Source organism: Leptospira barantonii (assembly GCF_002811925.1).
In the GTDB taxonomy this organism is placed as follows: Bacteria; Spirochaetota; Leptospiria; order Leptospirales; family Leptospiraceae; genus Leptospira; species Leptospira barantonii.
The window spans coordinates 58,358-80,214 of record NZ_NPDS01000002.1; the positions used below are offsets into that span (position 1 = coordinate 58,358).

Sequence of the window (21,857 nt, forward strand, 5' to 3'; positions counted from 1 at the left end):
GAATTCTACGGTATTTTATGATATTTTAATATTTTATCCGATTCTTTAAGAATTAAGAAATCGGAACGTATAGAACGAATGAGTTTTCGGAATTTTTGGAATTGAAATCGTAGGTCGCTCCCAGTTTTTCCGATCGCATTCGAATGCTTCCGAGTCCGATCCCGGAAGATTTTTCCGCGTCGATCTTGAATTTTTTTCCGTCATCGATCACTTTGAGGATTAGATTTTTCCCTTCTTCATTCCATGAAATTCTAATATTCTTCGCTTCGGAATGTCTGAGTATATTGGACATTACTTCCAGAAAAATTTTTTGAACGTGAAGACATTGATCCAGATGAATCAGATCCGAAACGTCCTCCACGTGCGTTTCCACACGGATGGTTCCGGTTCCTCCGATTCTTTCTCCGTAACGACGGATCACGTCTTCCACGAGTTCCTTATTGGTTCCCTGATGGTGCATTAGAAAAACGATATCCCTTACGTTCGAGATGAGATGGCTCACTTCGGATTTGAGCTTGATCAACGTGGAATCGTTTTTGTCTTTGGATTCCAATTCGAAAAGAATCGCGGTCAGTTCGGAGCCGATGGAATCGTGGATGTCCGACGCGATTCTCGTTCTTTCCTGAGCTTGAAACTTAAGTTGTTCGTTGTATTTGATCTGAAGTTGTGCGAACTCCTTGGCTCTTTCCAAGTCTTCCGCAAATCTCGAAGAAAGAATGTAGGAATTTAATACGACAAACGTGACGAGTCCGAACGGAAAGCTGTAAGGGAATAAAAAGTAGATTTCGTATAAGCCGTAGAATACGTCGTTCATCATCGTAAACGCCAATACGAAACCGGTGAGAAGAATCGTTTTCGCTCTCGGTTCTTTCGCTCGAAACGCGTTTATCGTTCCTAGGATCAAAACGGTTCCGTAGACGGGAGGGAGATACATAAACTTGGAATAAAACGTAACCAGATCGTGTTCGTTTAAGATGAAAATTCCCAAAAAGAAAACGATGCTCGTGCCGATCGCGAAGTGCATCCATCGCAGGTTGAACTGGATCGGAAACATGTTCTTCAACATCATATAAGAAGCGGGAAAGAATGCGACCTCGCAGAAGAATTCGATTCGAATTCTTAGGTTCAAAGAAAGGGTCGGCAAGGCCATGTATTGAATTCCGGAAGTGATGAAGGAATAACCCGAAACCAAAAAACAAAACGCCGCGAAATACAAAGGAACCGGATCCTTTCTATAAGAGAAAAAGAATACGATATGATAGATTCCGAAGGAGAATATGACGACGATTAGAATGATTTCGAACCATTCTTCTTTGCGTTCTTCGGAATCGATCGAGTCGGCGTTTCCGATCCGAAAGGATTTTCGGATTCCTCCTTTCAGATGATTTCCTTTGAAGTTCGATACGACCACGGTGATATAAAAATCTCCCGAAGGTAGGACGACGCTCGTGATCAAAGGATGTGCGACGAATACCGTATCCAAGGAATCGGTTCCGGTAAAACCGTTGGAATAAACCTTATGATTATCGAAGTAGACGTCGTAAACGCCGGGAAGTCTCGGAATTCTTATCTTGAGATTGGGGCGTTTCCAGTCGCATAACACGCGCAAACGGTAAGTCGCATAACCTTCGAGTGTGAAATTTTTATCGTAGTCTCTCCAGATCCCCGGAACCGGAACGTAAGAAGGGGTCGCGTCCGCGATCTTCGAACTTCCATTCGCGATTTGTTTCCAATAGAATTCCCAGTTTCCGTCGAGGGTCGTTCCATTTTCGTTGAGATTGAAATTTCTGAGATCGATGACTCCGTTTTTCGCGTTGGGTCTGTCCTTGGAGCCGACGGTTGGAGAGCACGCGGCCAAAAACCAGACCAATATTAAGAAAGTATAAAATAGAATTCTTTTCATGGGAGTCGTATTACGGATAACCGGGTATGTCTCGTATGATTCCCATTCTTCTTCCGCGAATGATCGCTTCCGATCTGGAATGAACTTCCATCTTTTTGTAGATTTTTTCGATGTGTCGACTAACGGTATGACTGGAGATGTCCAGTTCTTCGGCGATATCGGGAAAGGTCATCCCGAGCGCCACAAAATTCAAAATTTGTAATTCTCTTTCGGTAAGTCCGAGAGTGTTTACGATCGGAGGATTTTTGGTTTCTTCTTTTTTTGCGAATTCGCGTATGATCTTGTCCGCGATTCTTGCGGTTAAGGGCGCGCCCCCGAGTACGATGACTTTGAGTTCCGCCAAAAATAACTCGGGCGAGGTATCCTTCAATAGATAACCGGAAGCGCCGCCTTGGATCGCTTCCACGATTTTTTCCTCGTCTTCGAACACCGTGAAGATCACATATTTGGTGTTAGGCGTTTTTTCCTTGAGTTCCTTTAGACATTCGAGTCCGTTTTTTCCGGGCAATCCTATGTCGAGAATGACGATGTCCGGCGCTTCTTCGGGAAGAGAATCGATCGCTTTTTGCGAATTCGAATAGTGTTTTAGAAATCGGAAATCCGGGGAATTGCTCAGTAGTTCTTGAAGATTGAGGGCCGTATGACGATTGTCTTCAACGATGGAAACCAGATAAGGAGACTTGGTTTCCGTTTGTGTTGTTTGCCGAACCATCGGCCTGATTTTTCGTATCGCTTTAGGGCGGTAAATTAATTTTTCTATCTATGGATTGCTCGATTTAAAGTATTCATTCCATTCTTCCTTTGCCTTTTCCCATCTGCGTTTGCGATCTCCTTTCTCCTTACTCTTGACATACATTCTGGGTTCTTTTCCGGGGAAGGTGATTCTGACCCTGTGTTCGTGAAGAACTTCCACGAATACGATCTGTTTGTTTTCGATTTCGACTTGATAGGCGACTACACTTTTCATTTGCATCGGGACCTTTCCCTGGCCCAGATCGGCGATTCCTTTTCTGAAATCCAGTTCTAAACATTCAATCGGTTTATGCCAAATGTCGCAGAATCTTCCTTCCGGGGGAGGAACCGGTTTCAGTCCGCAGGATACGATCCAAATCGCAAAAAGAGGCGCGCCCAAAATCGTATAAGATTTTTTGCAAATTCTCCGTAAGAATAAAACGTTCACTTCGTTTAACATTTTAAAAATCTTTCGAAGGATCTACTGATCCGATTCCTGTTCCAAGTTGAGTTTGGTTTTGAGAGTCGGTTTTTCTTCGATGATTTCCTTCGCGAGTTTTATGATCTCGGGTCTTCTGTCTTCCGCTTTCGGATAAAGTTCCTCTAAGATCGTGATCGATTTCGCGTGTAGGTTTTGAAGTCTGAAAATTTTCGCCTCCAAAATCCAAGAACCGGTCGTGATGAAGTCCTCGTTTTCGTTTCTTACCTTTCGGATAAAATTCAAAGAGGAAACGTATTGACCCGCTCTGAACTCGGAAAGTCCGATTAAAAAATTCGATTCCCTGTCTGTTAGAAGAATCGATCCGCTCGACTCCGGACTTGCGAGATTTCGTTTTAAAAATTCCGTATCGCCGGACAAGGACGCGCCTAAGATCGCGATCCAAGTATAACCGATCTTAAACTCGGGACTGATTTTGTCGTAAGGAATGGAAGTCAAAAGACCGGTCAGGGATTTTCTGGAAAGATGTTGTTTTACCGTTTCGCCGAACGCAATCATCACTTCGTTGTCCGGGTTTTCGATCATCGCGGGATCGATCGCCTTCGCGCGAAGCGCGTTACGATACATCTCTTCCAAAATCGGAAGATAAGATCCGTCCTCTTTTAGAAAATCGTTGAACCCCGAATAGGCGAGTTTTACGAGAGTTCCCGAATCGAAGGAGAATCCGTTGAGCAAAAACAAATCATAATTTCCTAATGCGGAATAAAAATATCCGAGTTCGTCGGACGGATTGGCGGTAACGTAATCCTTGGCCGCGCTCTGAAAATTTTTTACGGAACCTTCTTCGAGATTTCCGGAAAGAATCTGCTGTTGAATGTTCTTTCTTTCCTTTTCAAGAAGAATTTTTCGATCGCCCGCGAACAGATTCTTAACGTCTTGCCGGAAAAAAAATCCCATGCCGCCTAAGATCAAAATTAGAACGGTGAAGATATAAGGTTTATAACTGGTTTTCTTTTTGTAACTTTTCAGGCCGGATTGATACAGCATACTTCGTCCTAGTTTTTACCCGCCTATTCAGGGTTCACGTATTTTTTGGAGTCGCTTCGGCCCCTAAAACTTGACACTGAGGGCACCCCTGATTCCGTTGGATTCTATGCCTTACGATTACGATTTTGACGAAGATTTTGAAGTGGAAACCGGAGACGGAGAGGAAGGCTCCGATGAAGAAGTTTTAACGTTTGCCTGTGAAGATTGCGATCACCGTTGGGAAGAGGACGCCTACGAAGCGGAAGACTACGGTCCGGAAGGGGCGATTTGTCCGATGTGCGGTTCCTCTGCAGTAATCGAACTTTGAAAAATACCCGGCCGGTTCGGCGATTCCTTGAGAATTCCGCTATCCGGCTTTTCGGGTTTGCATTCATTCTTTATACATTCATCTTTCAAAGTCCGATCCTCTCGACCGATTTCAGCGACGTTTATGATTTTTATAAAAAAGGAAACTATGATACTTTAGTAAAGGTTTCCAGGACCGCACTCCGCAAGGAGGAAGTGGATTATAGAATTCTTCTTTTGTACACCGCCGCGGAAAAAGATCCGGAAGAGATCGATAAAACGTTAAGAAGCATCTACGAAAAGAAGGATTCTCATCCGGGAATCTTTTACAACTCGGTGTTTTTGTTTCTGGAACGTTGTCTGGTATTGGAGGACGAATCTTCCGGGATCTTCTGGGGAAAAATTTTCACCGAACACGGATCGTCTTCGGTGCGTTATGCGGAAGGTCTTTACACATACGCCTGCATATTGTACGAGGCGGGAAAGTTTTCGGAATCGAAAAGGATTCTTACCAAACTCAAGGAATCCAGGTCCACCGAAAAGTTGATCAAGAAGATTCGAATATTGGAACTCAGTTTGGAAAAAAAATTGGAGGCGCAGACGTGAAATTACTCAAAGTGCAAACCGGAAAACTCAAGGGTAAGTCGATCGAAACACCTCCTGCCGTTGCGGGGAATACGAACTTCACTCCCGCGGTTCTCAAAAAATCGGTCTTCGACATCATCGGTTCCTTGGTATTAAAGGGAAGATTGGCTACGGAAGAATCGGCGTTCATCGACTTCTTCGCGGGTTCGGGACAAATGGGATTGGAAGCGGTCAGCCGAGGATTCGGAAGAGTCGTTTTATACGAACTCGCTTGGGAACGTTCGGACAGTCTTCGAAAACTGTTTTCAAAGTTCGGAGACAACACCACGATCTATAGAAAAGACGTATTCCGTTTTTATGATAAACTCGACATCCCCGAAAAATCGAAGGTTTACTTTTTAGATCCACCGTATTCTTTTTGGGACAAGAAGAGCGAGAAGATTAAAACTCTTTTGGATTCTTTGTTAAGCGACAACACGACCGTCGCGGTTTTGATTCAATCTCCTGTGGATCCTCATTGGTCCGATTTTCAAACTCGTAAGTTTGGTAAGAATTTTTTGACCTTCAAAATCAACGGTCTTACCGGAGAAGAATCGGATTTATCCCGGTTTGATTCGGACGGTTCGGTGGACGATGAAGACGAGGAAGAATCGTCGGTGGAAGAAAATTCTTCGAATCCTTCGTCGAACGGGCCGTCGGAAGATTCTAACTGAAACGTTCTTCTTGTCGGAAGATGATTTTTCGTAAAAATGCAAAGTCCGAACGAATTGTTTAAGTCGATCTTGGAAAGAATGCGAACGATCTTCGCGGAAAGGTCGTTTCGTACGTATCTCGTATTTTTTGCGATCGGGATGGGGATTTCCTTCGTTACATTGCTCTTGAACTCTTCGTTTCAGTTCATGGGAGTCGACCTTTCCGAGTTTAAATCCCTCTTTTTGTCCTTTTTACCTCTATTCTTAAAAGATTATATTCAAACTTTATTATCTAGCGGGATCTTGTTCGGAGCGATCGGCTTGCTTTTGTCTTCCGGGTTTGCAAATGCAAAAAAAAGAAGCGAATTCGAAACGACCAACGAATCCGAAAACCGTTCTTTGCGAAGAGAATTTTGGATCTTCGGAGTTTTTGTTTTTCTTCTTTGGTGTCATTCGATCGTATTTTATCCGCAACTCTATGGAGAATTTTTCTTTTATCGGTTCGCGTTTTTACGTTTCTTTTTGTTCTTTTTGACGGACTGGGTTTTTCCTTGGATTCCTCAGACGATCGCGCTTGGAATCTTAGGTTTTTGTGTTGTTCGACATTCCGTTTTTTTGATCCGAGAAAAGAATCGGATGAAACTCGTCGTCTTCGTCGCTTTTTGTTTTTTCCTTTTTGTATTTCATCTTTTGGGAAGTGTTCTCGGGGTTTTGATCGTTACGATCGTATATTTGTCGAACGGTATATTCGAAAATTCTAAACTGAGAATTGCGGGCGGGGTTTTTGTGGTATTGTCCGCAGGGATTCTTTTTTGGAACGGTAAGGCGGAAACAAAATCGATCGTGACCCCGGTTTCGGAAACACTTCCGAACATCCTAGTGATCAGCGCGGACAGTCTGCGTTTCGATAAGATGGGATATTCCCTCGGTAAAAAAGGAATGACCCCGCATATCGATTCCTTATCTGAGGATTCCGTAATATTCCAAGATCATCATACTACGATTCCAAGGACCTTTCCCGCTTGGGCGGATCTGCTCACCGGGCAACCGAGTTTTGTACACGGAATTCAGGACATGTTTCCGGACGCAAAGGATCGTTCCGGTTTGACGGATAATTCTTCCAGAACGATTCCGTATTTTCTTTCCGAACTGGGTTATCGCACGGGGGTAGTTTCCTCGTTCGCGGGAGATATTTTTCCACGAGCGGATTGGGGGTTTCAAACCGTAAAGGCTCCGATCTTTCACGCGGGAACTCTTACGGCTCAGAGAATTTTAGAATCTCAGATTCTTCTTTTGCCGATCGTAACCGGTTCGATTCCGGGTGCGGGAGAATATTTTAAATCCCTCCGAGGACTTCCGAGTCTCGGAGACGATTCCAGAATCCTTCCCGATCTTTTTGAAACGTTAAAAAAGGAAAAAAATCCGTTCTTTACGGTTTTCTTTTCCTCGGTGACTCACTTTCCGTTCAGCCCCCCGTATCCTTATTACAAGAAATTCACAAATCCTGAATATTATGGAAAGTTTAAGTATTTTAAGTTCGTGGACCCGAGCGATTCTTCGGAACTTTCAAGGGCCGATCAGGAACAGATTCGGGGACTTTTTCAGGCTGGAATCGCTTCGTTTGACGACGCGGTCGGTCAGATCGTAACTCGCTTGAAGGAAGAAGGTCTTTACGATTCCACTCTGATCGTTTTGACGAGCGACCACGGTGAATCCCTGTTCGAAGCGGATCATAGCCACGGTCACGGAGAACATCTGAGAGGGGAGGGTGTGACCCACATTCCTCTTCTGATTAAATTTCCGAAAAACGAAGGCGCGGGAAAAAAGTTCAACGGTATCAGTAGTTCCCTGGATTTGTTTCCGACCTTACTCGGAAACGTTTTGGCGGACGTTTTCCATTCTCCCTTAAAGGAACAACTTTCTAAAGAAGTCAAAAATCGTCCGGGCAGGGATCTTTCTTTTGCGCTCCATTCCGCGACTTGGAAGGATCTTCGAAACGTTTATGGGGAAACCGGGATTTGGTTTAGCGATAGAGGAGATCATTTCTTTCAAAAGGAAAGAATTTTCTATCCCAATATTCTTCGTTTGCATTCCATCGAGACGGGTGATCTTCCACTGATTTCGATCGCGGATTCTTACGCAAAAGAAAGTGTGATCGTTTCCAAACACAGGATGTTTCAGAACGCGAATCGCAAACTTCTCTACGTTCCTTCGGAGAACGGGGTGGTTTGGCGTTGTTATGATCGAATCTCCGATCCTTGGAATGAACATCCTCTTCCAATCGGAGAATGTTCTTTCTTAAAGGATTCTCTCGTTTCGTTTTTAATCTCTTCCGGAAAATTCAAGAAAGCGGGAGAGTATTTGCTTCCTTCGTCAAATTGATGCTTGAAGGATAGGGTTAAACTAAAAATCTGTAATTTTAGTATGCCTAGAAGAGAAGACATTCGCTCCGTACTCATCCTGGGTTCCGGTCCGATCGTAATCGGACAGGCTTGTGAATTCGATTACTCCGGAACACAGGCCGCGAAAGCCCTGAAAGAAAAAGGGATTCGTGTTATCTTACTGAACTCAAACCCGGCCACGATCATGACCGACCCCGATCTCGCGGACGCCACGTATGTGGAACCGATGACGGTTCAAGTCGTTCAAAAAATTCTTGAGAAAGAAAAACCGGACGCAATTCTTCCCACGGTCGGAGGTCAGACCGCTCTCAATCTCGCTCTTGCCTGCAATACCGCGGGTCTTTTGGAAAAATACAACGTCGAACTGATCGGCGCCAAAGTGGACGCGATTAAAAAAGCCGAAGACAGAGAACTTTTCAAAAAGGCGATGGAAAAGATCGGAGTACGAGTTCCCGAATCCGGTCTCGCCAACAATCTCAAAGACGCATTCGAAATCAAAAAAAGACTCGGACTTCCGCTCATCGTTCGTCCCGCGTTTACTCTCGGAGGAACCGGAGGCGGAATCGCGTTCACCGAAGAAACCTTCGAAGAAGTAGTTTCCAAAGGTCTCAAAGCTTCACCGATCAGCCAGGTTCTTTTGGAAGAATCGGTTCTCGGTTGGAAAGAATTCGAACTCGAAGTGATGAGAGATCTCGCGGACAACGTGGTCATCATCTGTTCGATCGAGAACATAGATCCGATGGGAGTTCACACGGGAGATTCCATCACCGTAGCTCCGCAACAAACTCTTTCCGATAAGGAATATCAAAATCTGCGCGACATGTCGATCGCGATTATCCGCGAGATCGGCGTGGAAACCGGCGGCTCCAACATTCAGTTTGCGGTCAATCCCGCGAACGGAGACGTGATCGTGATCGAAATGAATCCGAGGGTTTCCCGTTCTTCCGCTCTTGCGTCGAAGGCCACGGGATTTCCGATCGCTAAGATCGCGGCTCTTCTCTCCATCGGATACACGTTAGACGAAATTAAGAATGATATCACCCGAGTTACGCCGGCTTCTTTCGAACCTTCGATCGACTATGTCGTAACAAAAGTTCCCCGTTTTGCGTTCGAAAAATTTCCCGGAACCGACGATACGCTCGGAGTTCAGATGAAGGCCGTCGGAGAAGCGATGGCGATCGGAAGGACGTTTAAGGAGAGTTTTCAAAAGGCTCTTCGTTCCTTGGAGATCGACCGTTACGGTTTCGGTTCGGACGGATACTTTCAAGAATTATTATATGCAAGAAGTCTAAACCCGGATCAAAGAAAGGAATGGATCGATTCCTTTTTGAAACGCCCGAACGACAAACGTATTTTTTACATCAAACTCGCTTTTGACGAGGGTTATACCGTGGATCGGATCCACGATCTATGCAAGGTGGACAGATGGTTCCTCTGGCAGATGGAAGACCTTCTCAAATTGGAAAAAGAATATTCCGAAAAGGGAAATTCCGTTCTTTCCAAGATGAAACAGGCCGGTTTTTCCAATCGTCAGCTTTCTTTTCTAAAGAATAAAAAACAAATTCTGGATCTGCTCGACGGTTCTCTTCGAGTCGATCTCAAGAAAACGGAAATCCAAAATCTTCTTAAAAAATCCGAAGAGGAAATCGAATCGGAACTCGGTTCCAAAAAGATTCTTCCCGTTTACAAAAGAATCGATACATGCGCCGGAGAATTCGAGGCTTACACTCCTTACTTCTATTCTTCTTACGATGAAGAAGACGAATCCGACGTCACTCCGGCTAAGTCCGTGATGATTCTCGGCGGTGGTCCGAACCGAATCGGTCAAGGAATCGAGTTCGACTACTGTTGTTGCCAGGCTTCGTACGCTCTTCAGGACTTAGGCGTGGAATCCATTATGGTAAACTCGAACCCGGAGACTGTTTCGACCGATTACGATACGTCCGATCGTCTTTACTTCGAGCCTTTGACGCTCGAAGACGTGTTCCGCATCTATCAAAATGAAAAACCGGAAGGTGTTATCATTCAGTTCGGCGGTCAGACCCCGTTGAAACTCGCGAAGGATCTGGAAAGAAAGGGAGTTAAAATTCTCGGAACCAGCCCCGATTCCATCGACCGCGCGGAAGACAGAAAACGTTTTATCGAAGTATTAGAAAAATTGAAACTGAATTCTCCGGAAAGCGGGATCGCAACTTCGATGGAAGAGGCGAGAGAGATCGCGCAGAAGATCACCTATCCGGTGTTAGTCCGTCCGAGTTACGTTCTCGGCGGAAGAGCGATGCTCATCATCAACGAGGAAAAAGAACTCGATCGTTACATGGAAAAGGCGGAGGAGATCTCGAAAGATCGTCCTCTTTTGATCGATTCCTTTTTGGAAGACGCCGTGGAAGTGGACGTGGACGCACTTTGCGACGGTAAAGACGTGTTCGTAACCGGGATCATGGAACATATCGAGGAAGCCGGAGTTCATAGCGGCGACTCGGCTTGTGTTCTTCCTCCGCAAACACTTTCCAAAAAGATGATGGACGAAATCCGCAAAGCCACCGTGAATCTCGCTCTCGAACTTCAAGTTAAGGGTCTGATCAACATTCAATACGCGGTTAAGGAAGAAGTTCTTTATATCATCGAAGTAAACCCGAGAGCGTCGAGAACGGTTCCTTTCGTTTCGAAAGCGCTCGGACATCCGATCGTAAAATACGCGACTCGGATCATGATGGGAGAACCTTTAAAAAGTCTTCCACTTCCGAAAGAGATGGCGTTCTCTCAGGTTTCCGTGAAGGAAGTTGTTCTTCCGTTTAATAAATTTCCGGGTGTCGATACGATTCTCGGTCCCGAGATGCGTTCCACGGGCGAGGTGATGGGAATCGCGGCGACCGCCGGAGAAGCGTTCTTAAAATCTCAGTATATGGCCGGTGACGAACTTCCTTCTCAAGGAACCGTCTTTGTAAGTATCAACGATAAGACCAAGTCCGAACTTCTTTCCTATATCAAGGATCTTTCCGAACTCGGTTTTAATCTGATCGCAACTTCCGGAACTCATAAGTTTCTTTCGGACAACGGGATTCTTTCCTCTAAGATCAACAAGGTGTATGACGGAGTGTTTCCTACGGCGCTGGATTATATTCGGGAGAATAAAATTCATCTGATCATCAATACTCCGCTTTCGAGAGTTACGAGAGACGATAGTTTTACGATCCGTCAGGCGGCGATTCGGTTTAAGGTTCCTTGTCTAACGACCTCTAACGCGGCTAAGGCGCTCATCAAGGGAATGGTGGAGATGAAGAACAAGGGATTTACGATCCATTCTCTTCAGGAAATCCACGCCCTGCCAAAGGTTCTCTAAGAAAACGTATTCAGAAATTCGAATGTGTATTCTCAAGGTGAGAATGCGCTTCGAATTTTTTCGATTCTCTTACGATTGACTCCCAAATCCGATTTTCCCAACCTCGAAGCCGAACGTACATGAATCACCGATGCGTTCGGATCGATCAAAAACTCGACGTCGTCCACAAATCTCCACAAGAAACTCGTAAATTCTACGTACAGATATTTGTCTTCCTCTTTTATAATGTTGGTTCGAGGGGTTTCGGCCAGAATCGCCTTCAGTCTCGCTTTTGCTTCCTCGGGTTTTCCGGAAAAGGACAAAGGTTTGATAAAATGTTCCGAATCGGACTCGAGACAAAAACTGCTCACACAGTTCGGAGTTTCCGGACAAAGTCCTAATTTTCCGTTTTGAAGTCCGAGGGTCATCGGTCTTGTTCCGGTGCACCCAAGAAAGAAGCATAACGTTACCAAAATCCAAAAAGGGAACTTCCCTAAATTTCGAAAGAACATCGAATCTTTTTTACGAACGCCGTTCTTTCCGAGATCGGATGAATTCGGTCTGTTCGACTTATGCGTGTTAGGTTCCGAAGAGAATCGAAACAAAAATGTAAAAGAAAAGCGGGGGAAATGGCGGTGGAACATAGGGAGAAGAATATCAGTAAAACGGAAATTAGCGAAAGAAATTTGTAGTGATTTGTAAAAATCTTATTATTTTCTATAAAAAAATAATTTCATGAAATGAGTGGGATTTCACTCTAAGACGAAAACGATGTCTCTTCTCGAATCAGAAAAAGTCCCCTTGGGAAGTTTATTACCTTCCTTTCAATTGCCAGATCCCAACGGAAAAATGTATTCTTCCGATCAGATTTCCGGATCCACGGGTTTGTTGTTGGTCGTAACCTGTAATCACTGTCCTTATGCACAAGCGATTTGGCCGAGACTGATCCGGTTTGCGGGAGAAATTCTTTCCCTCGGAGTTAAGACGGTTGCTATCAATCCGAACATTCGCCCCGATTATCCGGACGATTCTCCCGAGGTGATGCTTTCTAAGATCAAGGAATGGGAAATTCCGTTTCCGTATCTCGTGGACGAAACCCAGGAAGTGGCCCGAAAGCTCAAAGCTATGTGCACCCCCGACATCTATCTTTACGATTCCGATCAAAAACTTTTTTACCACGGAAGAATGGACGACAACTGGAAGAACGAAAAACAGGTTTCGAGAAAGGAACTTGAATACGCGGTCCATCAACTCGTAAAGGGAAATCCGGCTCCGATCAATCAAATGCCTTCGATGGGTTGTTCCATCAAGTGGAAGGAATAAACATTGCCTGCAATTACACCCGATCATACTCCTATCGCCGCGGAATCCTTTCAAGACGCGGATTTTATCAGCGAACACTATCGTGAAATCGAAACGAAAACCTTGGATCACTTCAGGGATGAGTTTCGAAAAAACGAAACTTCTTTGGATAACGTTCCCACGAACGGTTTGACTCCTTTTCTAAAACGAAGCGGAGATCTATATCAGGATTGGAGAATATTAAAGAAGAATCTTACCGATAAATACGCGGAACTTCAGAAAAGTAGAAATCTTGAATACGAACTGATCTATCGTAAACTTGTGGCGGATAAGAATCACAAATCCAAACCGACCTCTTTGATCGGAGATATTTTTCAATCGGTGGTCGACGGAGTTTTGAACACGGTGTACAACTGGTTCGATTCCGATAAAAAAAACGAACCGTCACCTCCGCCTCAACCCGTTAAAACGACTTCGAAATCTCCGAAGGACGACGATCTAAAAAAACTCTATCGCGAAATGGTTCAAAAGAAACTCAAGGAACGCGATCGCAGTTTCAATCTTTTTCAGGATCTTCTGAAGGAATCTGCTTTGAACTGGAATCAATCGTATCGTAAAAAATTCCATCAAAGTTTGGCCGCGACGGTGAAACAACTCGAGTCGTCCAAGGCCAATAAGGCGGAAATTCTCGGGACGTCGAAGGCCGCGAGGAAAGCGGTTTTAAGTTTTCATGACGAGGATAAGATCCAAAAATATTCAATTTTTATGATAGATTATTTCTTCGAAAGGCTTTTGAAAAAAGAACCGATCGCGGAAAATAAAATGAATCCTCCCGAAAAATTGGAAAACGTAAAAACGGAAACCGTTAAAGCGGAAGAATCGAAAAATCAAGAAAACAAAAACACGGCTTCCTTGATTCCGAATCCGACAAGGGAGAATTCCACCGCGCAGAAAGCGGCGGAACGTATCGTAACCGATTCCGAGCGCGAGATAGAAAAACCGAATTCCTCAAAGAAAAAATGTCCGATCACCGATCTTCCGGATCATCTCATCAAGGAATGTTATTCCGATTATCTGATCGTGGATTTGTCCACGAAAGAAAAACGTTTGGAACTTCATCGAATCCGTTTGGGCAAGGAAAATCAGAACACTCGTGCGGAAGCCATAGAATTTTTTAGCCAGTGTGTGAATAAGGATTCTTCCGCGGTCGCTTTGGCCGAGTCCGTTTTGAAAAGACACAATATCGCGCAGGAAGAAGAGGGTAGACTGAACGAGATGATACGCAGACAGAAAGCCTGCAAATAGTTGATTTTTGATACGATCCCGATTTTAATGAAAGATCGGAGATCGTTATGACACTTCTTGAAAAATCGATTCATCGATACGGCGGATGGGATCTTTGGAATCGTTTGGATTCCGTGGAATTCCTTTTCGGATTCCTGGGCGGTCCGCTTCCGATTCTCAAAGGGCTTCATAAAACCTTTCCGATGCCGGGTAATGTGCGCGTTTTTCCGAAAAAATTAATCGCCGAATTTTTAGATTATCCGATTCCCGGAAAGAAAATCACATTCAATAACGGTAAAGTAGGAATCTTTGATATGAATGGAACCGCCGATGCGTTCGATATTCCGAATTACAGGGAAACGTTTCGCGGTTTTCGAAAATACAGAAGATGGAATCCGCTCGACACTTCGTATTTTTTCGGTTACTCGATCACTCAATATTTAAGCGTTCCTTTTACTCTCAAAGATTACCGCGTTCGCGAATTCGAACTTGCGGACAGCGGCTTTCAAGTTGATGCGGAATTCCCGCAAAATCTGCACACTCATTGCAGACGACAATCGTATCGTTTTGATCGGGAAGGTCTTCTGGTTCGTAACGATTATACCGCCGACATTGTCGGTCCTTGGGCGAATGGCGCACATTTTACGACGGACTTTCAAACGATCGAAGGTTTTCCAGTCGCAACCAAACGCAATGTTTTTGTTCGATTGGGGAAGGTCGTAACTCCGATCCCGGTTTTGTCGGCGGAACTCAAACCGCTTCGAGTGAATTTTCGGTGAAGAATGGCTTGTGAGAAGAATGTTGAAAGTTGCATGTCGTTAAGAAGAAGTTAGGCGGCATAGCGCTAATTAATAATGTAACGGAAATGTCTAATTTACCTGAATCAACTAAAGAAATGATTTTCAGCTTTATAGTTGGAAACCTTTCTTTGCAAGAGTTTGAAGCTTTTCTTTATGGATCAAAGGAAATTGAAAATGCGTTTAAATACGATGATTATATAGAATTACTTTCGCTAAACTTCAATAAAAATAGTAATAGATATGAAGCATTCAAAATCATTGAAAAAAATGTTGATATGTCAGAATACGAAGTGTGGAGATTGAACAAAATTTTCAATAGTATTGTTAATAAAGAAAAGAATTATCCGCAATTGATCGCTTCGCTTTATGATTTATATTGTAAAGGCTACTCTTTTTTACAAATACTCGGCTTAGGCTATGGATTAAACTTAACGTGTCCTCGAGAATATAATTACGATAAACATATATCTGATCTTATTGAGCCAGAGCAGATAAAGTTAGCAAATGCCCTGTATCCGGAAATCGTTTTTCATGTGCATTTGATCCAAAAATTTATCAATGATAAGAAAATAATTATTACAGGTAAACTGGATGATTTTAATAATTACGAATATATTGATAACAGAAATGAAGAAGAAAAGGCTCAAACTGAATTCAGACATGTAGAAACCAAAAGAAAATGGTGGCAGTTTTGGAAATCGAAAAAATCACTACTACTTACTCGCTACGTCGACTAACTTCGTCTCCTCGCTTCGTTCGGGATTGCTCATGCAACCCTCACTCCGGTCTTTGACACATTTGCTTTGTCGCTCGGTTTGCAAGGCGCGACTAAGGTCGCTCAAACCTCGTGCCAATTCTTCCGCACGCTTAGGCGCGCTCCAGTACCGCAAGCGTCGAGGAGACTCTTTCGGTAGAGGAGATTGGAACTACGTCCGTGCTTTGTCGAAAGGTGTGGTAGTTCCCACATTTTCAAAACAAAATCCCGATGAAAACGAAGGAGTTCCCGTACACCATTCTTCCCTTGAAAAGAAACGCGACATAATCATAAAAGGGAAGAAGATAATTTAAAAAACCGTCAAGGAATTTCGTGAAAGATCGATTTTAATACTGCGGAGCACAGTATGAATATTTCCGGCGACATATCCATTTCAGAATTTAAACCACAACAATATCCCGACAACACTCCAACTCTCCCGACAATAGGGGCGTTCATCGGAAAGAGTTCCTTTTTAGATCTGATGAAATCCCTACAAGGTTCCGCGCAGAAGGGATTGGATGAAACCTTGACCGGAATTCAAAATACGTTTTCAAAAACCGAAGTTCCGACAAACAAGGAAGAAAAAACAGAAATCATCGAAGATAAAACCGCCGAATCCGTAAAAACAAAAGACGAGGCCGAGGTCGCAACCGAAGAAACCTCTAAAGAAGAGGAAGAACTCGAATCTGTTGAAGAAGCGACTAACGCAACCGCGCTTCCCTGGTTTCTCGTAGCGGAAGCGAAACCGAACGAAACCGTCGATCCCGAAATCGAATCCGCGATCTTGGACGAACTACAAAACGAAATCATCGAGGAAGTTTCCGTGGAAACCCTCGAATCAAAACCTTCCTCCACGAGCGAGCTGATCGAAACCCTTTTCGCAAAGGAAGAATCCACCGAATTGTTAAGCGAAGTCGCGTTCGAAGAGGAAAACGCCGCGTTTCAGGAAATCGCGGAAGAATCCTTTCTTTCTCTCGAAGACTCCAAAGAAGTAAAACGCCCGATCTCCAAAAGGGAAGAATCGATCCGCGAGGAAGAATCGAAATCATCCGAAACCAAGTCCGCTTCCGAAATTTCAAGAACCACCGAAACGAACGCAAAAGAATCCAAAGAAAACGTAAATACGAAAAATCTTTCCAACAAGGAAACCGTTTCGAAAGGCGCTGAAGAGGCGAGAATCGAAGTTTCCAAAGAACTCGCCCTCGATTCCGAAAAATGGAAGATCAGCAGAGATAAAAAAACGGATTCATACATGAATCTGAAAACTTCCGCAAGAGAAGAGATCAAAACCGCGGTTCTCAATCAATTCTCCGAAAATTCTTCCGGCAAATCGGGTCAGGAACAATCCTTTCGCTCCGGCGGAAACGATTCCTATTCTTCCTTGGTGAAGGGAGTGGGAGGTCCGACCGTAGCGGGAAGAGAACCGAGTCAACTCGGAAAGGATTTTTCCGTATCAAAGGAGACTAACGTTCTTTCTAAAAGGGACGTTCAACAGAACTTTCAAAACCTGATCCGCTCGGCCCGGGTTCAAATTCTCGAAAACGGAAAAACCGAAGCGAGCATCCGTATGAATCCGAAAGATCTCGGTCAGATGTCCCTTTCGATTTCCACGGACAAAGATATCGTTCGAGGAAAACTTTTAGTCGAATCGGATGCCGTCAAACAGCAGTTAGTCGCCGAACTCGCAAACTTGAAACAGGATCTTAAGGCGAACGGACTCGAACTCGAATCGCTCGTCATCGAAGTCAAGGAAAGAGAGGAATCTTTCTCCTTCAATCAAGACTCGGATAAAAACGGGAAGGACGCAAATTCTTTCCAAGCCGCTTTCGGGGAGGAATGGAACTCCGATTTCAAAAATTCTTTTTACGAAGAGGATGAACTTTTCGGCGAAGAAAATTCTCAAGAGTCTCACGGTTTTTCGGAAAAAACCGATGGGAAAACCGAGAAATTGCTCGATCTGAAAGTATAGGCTTCGGAGGAAATCATGCCAGAGACCACAGGCGTCAGCCAACAAGCAACGAGAGATCGTTATCTCGAAGGAGACAGAAGTTTCAATATTAGGAACCACATGGAGAATATTGAAAGGGAAGAGAAGAACGGTCTCAAAGGAATCGAGATTCGTTCCACCGTTAAGGCTCTCGGCAAGGACGATTTTCTAAAACTTCTCATCACGCAATTATCATCTCAAGATCCAACGAACCCGGTTAAGGATCAGGACTTCATCGCGCAGATGGCGCAGTTCTCTTCTCTCGAACAGATGAACAATATCTCCACCGGAATTCAGAAGATGGGAAACCGTCAGAGCTTTTCACTCGTTGGAAAACTCGTTTCCGGTCCAGACTTCGTTACGGGCGAAAGTGTCGCGGGTATCGCGGGCGCTCTTTTCTTCGACGGAGAAGGCAAGACATTCGTTCGAGTCAACGGAAGATCGGTTGACGTGGAGCAAATCTCATTGGTCAGCGATCCTACGGTTCTCAAAGAACAGGAAGCCGCTTACAACCAAGCGCAGACTCAACAAACTCCTTCTACCGCTCCGTCTGCAATGGCGCCTAACGCGTCTCAATTGAAATCGGATAAAAAGGAATCCGCACCCGTTGGCGCTAACGCGGAACAGTCTCCGGAATTGAAGGACAAAACTACCGTCGAAGAAAAACCTTCGGATTGGAAGTTTCCCGGAAAAGACAAAAGTAATTCATACGAATAAACAAAGGATAATCGAGGTAACAGCTTTATGATGAGGTCACTCTATTCCGGTGTATCCGGACTTAAAAACCACCAGGTCCGCATGGATGTCATCGGTAACAACATCTCCAACGTAAACACTCACGGTTTTAAAACCGAACGTGTTACGTTTCAGGATATGATTTCCCAGGAGCTCAGAGGAGCTTCCGAGCCGAAGGAAAATATCGGAGGTGTGAACCCTCAACAAGTGGGTTTGGGTTCCTTGATCGCCGCGATCGATAAGATCATGACTCAAGGTTCTCTTCAAACCACAGGGAAGAATACGGACGTGGCCATGTCCGGTGAAGGATTTTTCATCGTTAAAGACGGGGACAAACAATTCTATACAAGAGCCGGTGCTTTTAACCTCGATAAGAACGGTTACTATGTAAACCCCGCGAACGGTCTTAAGGTTCAGGGATGGAATTCCAGACTCGACGACAAAGGAAACAAGTTCATCAATTCTTCCGCGTCGATCGAAGACATCGTGATTCCAGTTTATTCCAAAGAGCCGGCGAGAGCGACTTCTCAGATCGATTTCAAATCGAACTTGAATTCTTCGGCGCCTGCAGTTCCTCCGGACGCGACTCAGGAAGAAATCACGGCGATGATCAACGATCCCGATCCTAAGATGAGAAGAGGTCACGTAACTACGATTAAGACCTTCGACGATCAGGGAATTCAAAGAGAATTCAAAATGGAATTTTACAAGGTTCGCGATAACACTTGGAAGGCTCGTTTGAACATGACCGACGCGACTCAGCTTTCGGTCGACGTGGCCGGAACCGGCGGACAAAACACACAACTTCCCGGTAACACCGAACTTGAATTTGGATTTACTCCGGACGGAAAACTCGTTTACGTTTCCGACGGCGTGGACTCGATGAACAGCGGTAAGTTGAACGCGAAGGTTTCCTTTAGAATCAACGGAAACCCGGCGGTTCAAAGTTTCGATCTGGCGCTCGGCGAAGCGGGAATGGTGGACGGAATCACTCAATTCTCATCCGACTTCACTACTAAAGCGGTAAAACAAGACGGTTATACGATGGGTTATCTGGAATCTTTTTCCATCGATAACTCGGGAACCATCACCGGAGTTTTCTCGAATGGAGTTCGTCAGCCGCTTGCAAGAATCGCGACCGCGGTTTTTAACAACCCGGCAGGTTTGGACAAGGCCGGAGATACCATGTTCGCGTATTCCATGAACTCCGGAGAACCAAACATCGGTGAGGCGGGAGTTCAGGGAAGAGGTAAGATCAACGCCGGACTTTTGGAAATGTCTAACGTGGATCTTTCCGATCAGTTTACCGATATGATCGTAACTCAAAGAGGTTTTCAGGCCAACTCGAGAACGATCACCACTTCCGATCAGATGATTCAGGAAGTCCTCGGTCTCAAACGTTAAGGATTTTCTCCGATTGATTTCCTCTTCGGCTGACTGAGATGAGCCGAAGAGGATTCGAATTCCATTCTTTCCAAATTATAGATACATTCCTTTTTTTTACAAAGTCCGGGGAAAAATTCTCTTTCCACTATATTTCCAGTACAGTTTCATTGGTTCCTGGTAAGAATGAGTCAGAAGTTCCCCAAATACATAGTTACGGACTCCCGTTCTATCGCTAAAAGACTCGACCCGGTCGCTCTTCGTTTAGAAGTTCAATTCCTAAGTTTAAAAGAATTTTTCGAGTCCGAAAACATCCGGGATTCCATCGGATTTTTGAACGTTATCTTCTATCTAACCGTTTCCAGCCTCAAAGAAACTCAAAGAGAAATTCATAAACAATTCCAGACAAATCCGTTGATCTTAAGCCGTTTTATCCTGAACGACGAGCTGAGTTATACGCAGTCGGACGACGTAAAAATCGAAGAAGATCTGATCTTTTCCATTCTCCCCGAAACGTCTTCGGATATGATTCTGAACAAAACCTTTCTCAACGCGTTCACTCAACTTCAGATGATCACCGATCAGTTCGATCTTCAGCACAAGGTCAACACGACCAAATACGAAATTTCAAAACTGACTCGGATCGGAATCAGTCTCGCGGATGAAAAGGATTTCAACAAACTTCTGAGGGAAATTATTTTCAGCGCAAGGGAAATCGCGGTCGCGGACTCGGGTTCCTTGTATCTCGTCGAAAAGGACGAACTCGGTTTTATACGCAATCTTAGGTTTAAAATTTCATCGATGGACATCGATACCGAAGAATTTTTGCTTCCGATCAATAAGTCGAGCATCGCGGGTTATGTCGCGGCCACCGGAAAAATTCTAAACATACCGGACGTTTACGATCTTCCCGAAGACGCCGAATATACGTTCAACAGCAATTTCGACGTATTATCGAATTATCATACGAAATCCATGCTCGTGGTTCCGATGAAGAATCATAGAAACGAAGTCGTGGGTGTCATTCAGCTCATCAACAAAAAGAGAAATTTCAATCAGAAGTTGACCGTGGATCAGATGAAGGGAAAGGACATTCTTCCTTTCGACGATTATTCCGCTCAACTTGTGATGAGCGTCGCGGGCCAAGCGGCGGTTGCGATTCAGAACAACAATCTTTTGCAGGAAATCGAAACCCTATTCGAAGGATTCGTAACCGCTTCCGTAAACGCGATCGAATCCCGGGACCCGACCACGAGCGGTCATTCGTTTCGAGTCGCGATTCTTACGGTCGGTTTGGCTGAAACCGTGGACTCGGTGAACGACGGTAAATACGGGGATATCAAGTTTTCCAAAGAACAGATCAAGGAAATACGTTATGCGTCCTTGCTTCATGATTTCGGCAAGGTAGGAGTTCGGGAAAAGGTTCTTGTTAAGTCTAAAAAACTGGAAGACTACGAACTTGAACTGATCCGTTGGAGATTCGAATACATAAAGAAGGATATCGAAACCAGAATTCTTCAGAAAAAAACGGATTATCTGAAAAAAAAAGGAAGCGGGGGTTTTGCGGATTACGAAACCTCTCTCGAATTCGAACTTCAGGTGGAATACCAGAAACTCGATCAGATGTTTCAGATAGTAGTCGATTCCAACGAACCTTCCATATTAGAAGAATCTAATTTTCAAATGCTCGAAGAGATCGCAAAGGTGAATTATTCGACTACCGGAGGAGATAACCTGCATCTGATCTCCCCGTATGAGTTCGGATTTTTGACGATCAAAAAAGGTTCTCTTGATTTCGCGGAAAGAAAGGAAATCGAATCCCACGTAGAACATACGTTTCAGTTTTTAAGTAAGATTCCTTGGACCGGGGATTTGAAAATGGTTCCTTCGATCGCACACGCACATCATGAAAAATTGGACGGCACCGGTTATCCGAGAGGACTCGCGGGCGATTCGATTCCGGTTCAATCCAGAATCATGACGATCTCCGATATTTACGACGCGCTTACCGACAAGGATCGACCTTACAAGAGAGCGGTTCCGGTCGAAAGAGCCCTCGACATTCTGCAGATGGAAGCAAGGGAGAATCACGTGGATCAGGATCTTTTAAAGATCTTCATCGAAGGAAAGGTCTACGAACGATTGAATAACTCCGGTTATCTGCGTTAGGCGTTCCCGCGCCGGACTTTTTGTTAAACAAAA

General features: G+C 44.5%; 18 protein-coding genes. 13 read left to right on the forward strand and 5 right to left on the reverse strand.

Annotation, left to right across the window (positions count from 1 at the left end):
* Positions 1–52: 52 nt before the first annotated feature.
* Genes CH367_RS04965 through CH367_RS04980 form a run of 4 tightly spaced genes read right to left on the reverse strand, consistent with a single transcriptional unit; the run spans position 53 to position 4,121 of the window.
* Entirely contained in the window at positions 53–1,903 is a 1,851-nt protein-coding gene (locus tag CH367_RS04965; RefSeq protein WP_100761410.1) for a sensor histidine kinase, read from the reverse strand.
* Between the two features lie 10 nt (positions 1,904–1,913).
* Entirely contained in the window at positions 1,914–2,615 is a 702-nt protein-coding gene (locus CH367_RS04970; RefSeq protein WP_100761411.1) for a response regulator, read from the reverse strand.
* Between the two features lie 48 nt (positions 2,616–2,663).
* On the reverse strand, positions 2,664–3,095 hold the full coding sequence (locus CH367_RS04975) for an LIC12806 family lipoprotein (RefSeq protein WP_100761412.1): 432 nt from the start codon (positions 3,093–3,095) through the stop codon (positions 2,664–2,666).
* 21 nt (positions 3,096–3,116) lie between these two features.
* The gene (locus CH367_RS04980) at positions 3,117–4,121 is read right to left on the reverse strand and encodes a hypothetical protein (RefSeq protein ID WP_100761413.1); all 1,005 of its coding nucleotides are present in this window, start codon (positions 4,119–4,121) and stop codon (positions 3,117–3,119) included.
* A gap of 106 nt (positions 4,122–4,227) precedes the next feature.
* Between CH367_RS04980 and CH367_RS04985 the strand changes: the two genes are divergently transcribed.
* The 5 genes from CH367_RS04985 to carB all read left to right on the forward strand — a co-directional run bounded on the left by CH367_RS04985 (position 4,228) and on the right by carB (position 11,428).
* Positions 4,228–4,428, forward strand: a complete 201-nt coding sequence (locus CH367_RS04985) for a hypothetical protein (protein ID WP_100761414.1) — start codon at positions 4,228–4,230, stop codon at positions 4,426–4,428.
* Positions 4,425–5,012: a hypothetical protein gene (locus CH367_RS04990; RefSeq protein ID WP_100761415.1), complete on the forward strand. Its 588-nt coding sequence runs from the start codon at positions 4,425–4,427 to the stop codon at positions 5,010–5,012. The genes CH367_RS04985 and CH367_RS04990 overlap by 4 nt, the downstream gene beginning before the upstream one ends.
* Complete coding sequence (locus tag CH367_RS04995; RefSeq protein WP_100761416.1) at positions 5,009–5,704, forward strand: RsmD family RNA methyltransferase; 696 nt, start codon at positions 5,009–5,011, stop codon at positions 5,702–5,704. The genes CH367_RS04990 and CH367_RS04995 overlap by 4 nt, the downstream gene beginning before the upstream one ends.
* A 69-nt stretch (positions 5,705–5,773) precedes the next feature.
* Positions 5,774–8,065 carry a sulfatase family protein gene (locus tag CH367_RS05000; RefSeq protein ID WP_425268814.1) on the forward strand — a complete coding sequence of 764 codons (2,292 nt, stop codon included), beginning with the start codon at positions 5,774–5,776 and terminating at the stop codon, positions 8,063–8,065.
* A gap of 42 nt (positions 8,066–8,107) precedes the next feature.
* The gene (gene carB / locus CH367_RS05005) at positions 8,108–11,428 is read left to right on the forward strand and encodes a carbamoyl-phosphate synthase large subunit (RefSeq protein WP_100761417.1); all 3,321 of its coding nucleotides are present in this window, start codon (positions 8,108–8,110) and stop codon (positions 11,426–11,428) included.
* Between the two features lie 32 nt (positions 11,429–11,460).
* On the opposite strand, the gene CH367_RS05010 is transcribed toward carB, so the two are convergent.
* Positions 11,461–11,835: a DUF1499 domain-containing protein gene (locus tag CH367_RS05010; protein ID WP_244284484.1), complete on the reverse strand. Its 375-nt coding sequence runs from the start codon at positions 11,833–11,835 to the stop codon at positions 11,461–11,463.
* Between the two features lie 343 nt (positions 11,836–12,178).
* Between CH367_RS05010 and CH367_RS05015 the strand changes: the two genes are divergently transcribed.
* From CH367_RS05015 to CH367_RS05055, 8 genes are all read left to right on the forward strand, one after another.
* A complete protein-coding gene (locus CH367_RS05015; RefSeq protein WP_100761419.1) occupies positions 12,179–12,730 on the forward strand; it encodes a thioredoxin family protein in 552 nt (183 codons plus the stop codon).
* 3 nt (positions 12,731–12,733) lie between these two features.
* On the forward strand, positions 12,734–14,014 hold the full coding sequence (locus CH367_RS05020; RefSeq protein ID WP_100761420.1) for a hypothetical protein: 1,281 nt from the start codon (positions 12,734–12,736) through the stop codon (positions 14,012–14,014).
* Positions 14,015–14,061: 47 nt separating this feature from the next.
* Positions 14,062–14,772 carry a hypothetical protein gene (locus tag CH367_RS05025; protein WP_100761421.1) on the forward strand — a complete coding sequence of 237 codons (711 nt, stop codon included), beginning with the start codon at positions 14,062–14,064 and terminating at the stop codon, positions 14,770–14,772.
* Positions 14,773–14,888: 116 nt separating this feature from the next.
* Positions 14,889–15,530, forward strand: coding sequence for a hypothetical protein (locus tag CH367_RS20910; protein WP_208861981.1), 642 nt, complete (start codon positions 14,889–14,891; stop codon positions 15,528–15,530).
* 384 nt (positions 15,531–15,914) lie between these two features.
* The gene (locus tag CH367_RS05040) at positions 15,915–17,519 is read left to right on the forward strand and encodes a flagellar hook-length control protein FliK (RefSeq protein ID WP_100761422.1); all 1,605 of its coding nucleotides are present in this window, start codon (positions 15,915–15,917) and stop codon (positions 17,517–17,519) included.
* 15 nt (positions 17,520–17,534) lie between these two features.
* A complete protein-coding gene (locus CH367_RS05045) occupies positions 17,535–18,254 on the forward strand; it encodes a flagellar hook capping FlgD N-terminal domain-containing protein (RefSeq protein WP_100761423.1) in 720 nt (239 codons plus the stop codon).
* A 27-nt stretch (positions 18,255–18,281) separates the two neighbouring features.
* A complete protein-coding gene (flgE, locus tag CH367_RS05050; protein WP_100761424.1) occupies positions 18,282–19,676 on the forward strand; it encodes a flagellar hook protein FlgE in 1,395 nt (464 codons plus the stop codon).
* 165 nt (positions 19,677–19,841) lie between these two features.
* On the forward strand, positions 19,842–21,824 hold the full coding sequence (locus tag CH367_RS05055) for an HD family phosphohydrolase (RefSeq protein WP_100761425.1): 1,983 nt from the start codon (positions 19,842–19,844) through the stop codon (positions 21,822–21,824).
* Positions 21,825–21,857 lie beyond the last annotated feature (33 nt).

Bases quoted from the DNA above. Each gene is read 5' to 3' on its own strand.
- CH367_RS04965 (WP_100761410.1), bottom strand. From the start codon at position 1,903: ATGAAAAGAATTCTATTTTATACTTTCTTAATATTGGTCTGGTTTTTG.
- CH367_RS04970 (WP_100761411.1), bottom strand. From the start codon at position 2,615: ATGGTTCGGCAAACAACACAAACGGAAACCAAGTCTCCTTATCTGGTT.
- CH367_RS04975 (WP_100761412.1), bottom strand. From the start codon at position 3,095: ATGTTAAACGAAGTGAACGTTTTATTCTTACGGAGAATTTGCAAAAAA.
- CH367_RS04980 (WP_100761413.1), bottom strand. From the start codon at position 4,121: ATGCTGTATCAATCCGGCCTGAAAAGTTACAAAAAGAAAACCAGTTAT.
- CH367_RS04985 (WP_100761414.1), top strand. From the start codon at position 4,228: ATGCCTTACGATTACGATTTTGACGAAGATTTTGAAGTGGAAACCGGA.
- carB (WP_100761417.1), top strand. From the start codon at position 8,108: ATGCCTAGAAGAGAAGACATTCGCTCCGTACTCATCCTGGGTTCCGGT.
- CH367_RS05010 (WP_244284484.1), bottom strand. From the start codon at position 11,835: ATGACCCTCGGACTTCAAAACGGAAAATTAGGACTTTGTCCGGAAACT.
- CH367_RS05015 (WP_100761419.1), top strand. From the start codon at position 12,179: ATGTCTCTTCTCGAATCAGAAAAAGTCCCCTTGGGAAGTTTATTACCT.
- CH367_RS05025 (WP_100761421.1), top strand. From the start codon at position 14,062: ATGACACTTCTTGAAAAATCGATTCATCGATACGGCGGATGGGATCTT.
- CH367_RS20910 (WP_208861981.1), top strand. From the start codon at position 14,889: ATGATTTTCAGCTTTATAGTTGGAAACCTTTCTTTGCAAGAGTTTGAA.
- CH367_RS05040 (WP_100761422.1), top strand. From the start codon at position 15,915: ATGAATATTTCCGGCGACATATCCATTTCAGAATTTAAACCACAACAA.
- CH367_RS05045 (WP_100761423.1), top strand. From the start codon at position 17,535: ATGCCAGAGACCACAGGCGTCAGCCAACAAGCAACGAGAGATCGTTAT.
- flgE (WP_100761424.1), top strand. From the start codon at position 18,282: ATGATGAGGTCACTCTATTCCGGTGTATCCGGACTTAAAAACCACCAG.
- CH367_RS05055 (WP_100761425.1), top strand. From the start codon at position 19,842: ATGAGTCAGAAGTTCCCCAAATACATAGTTACGGACTCCCGTTCTATC.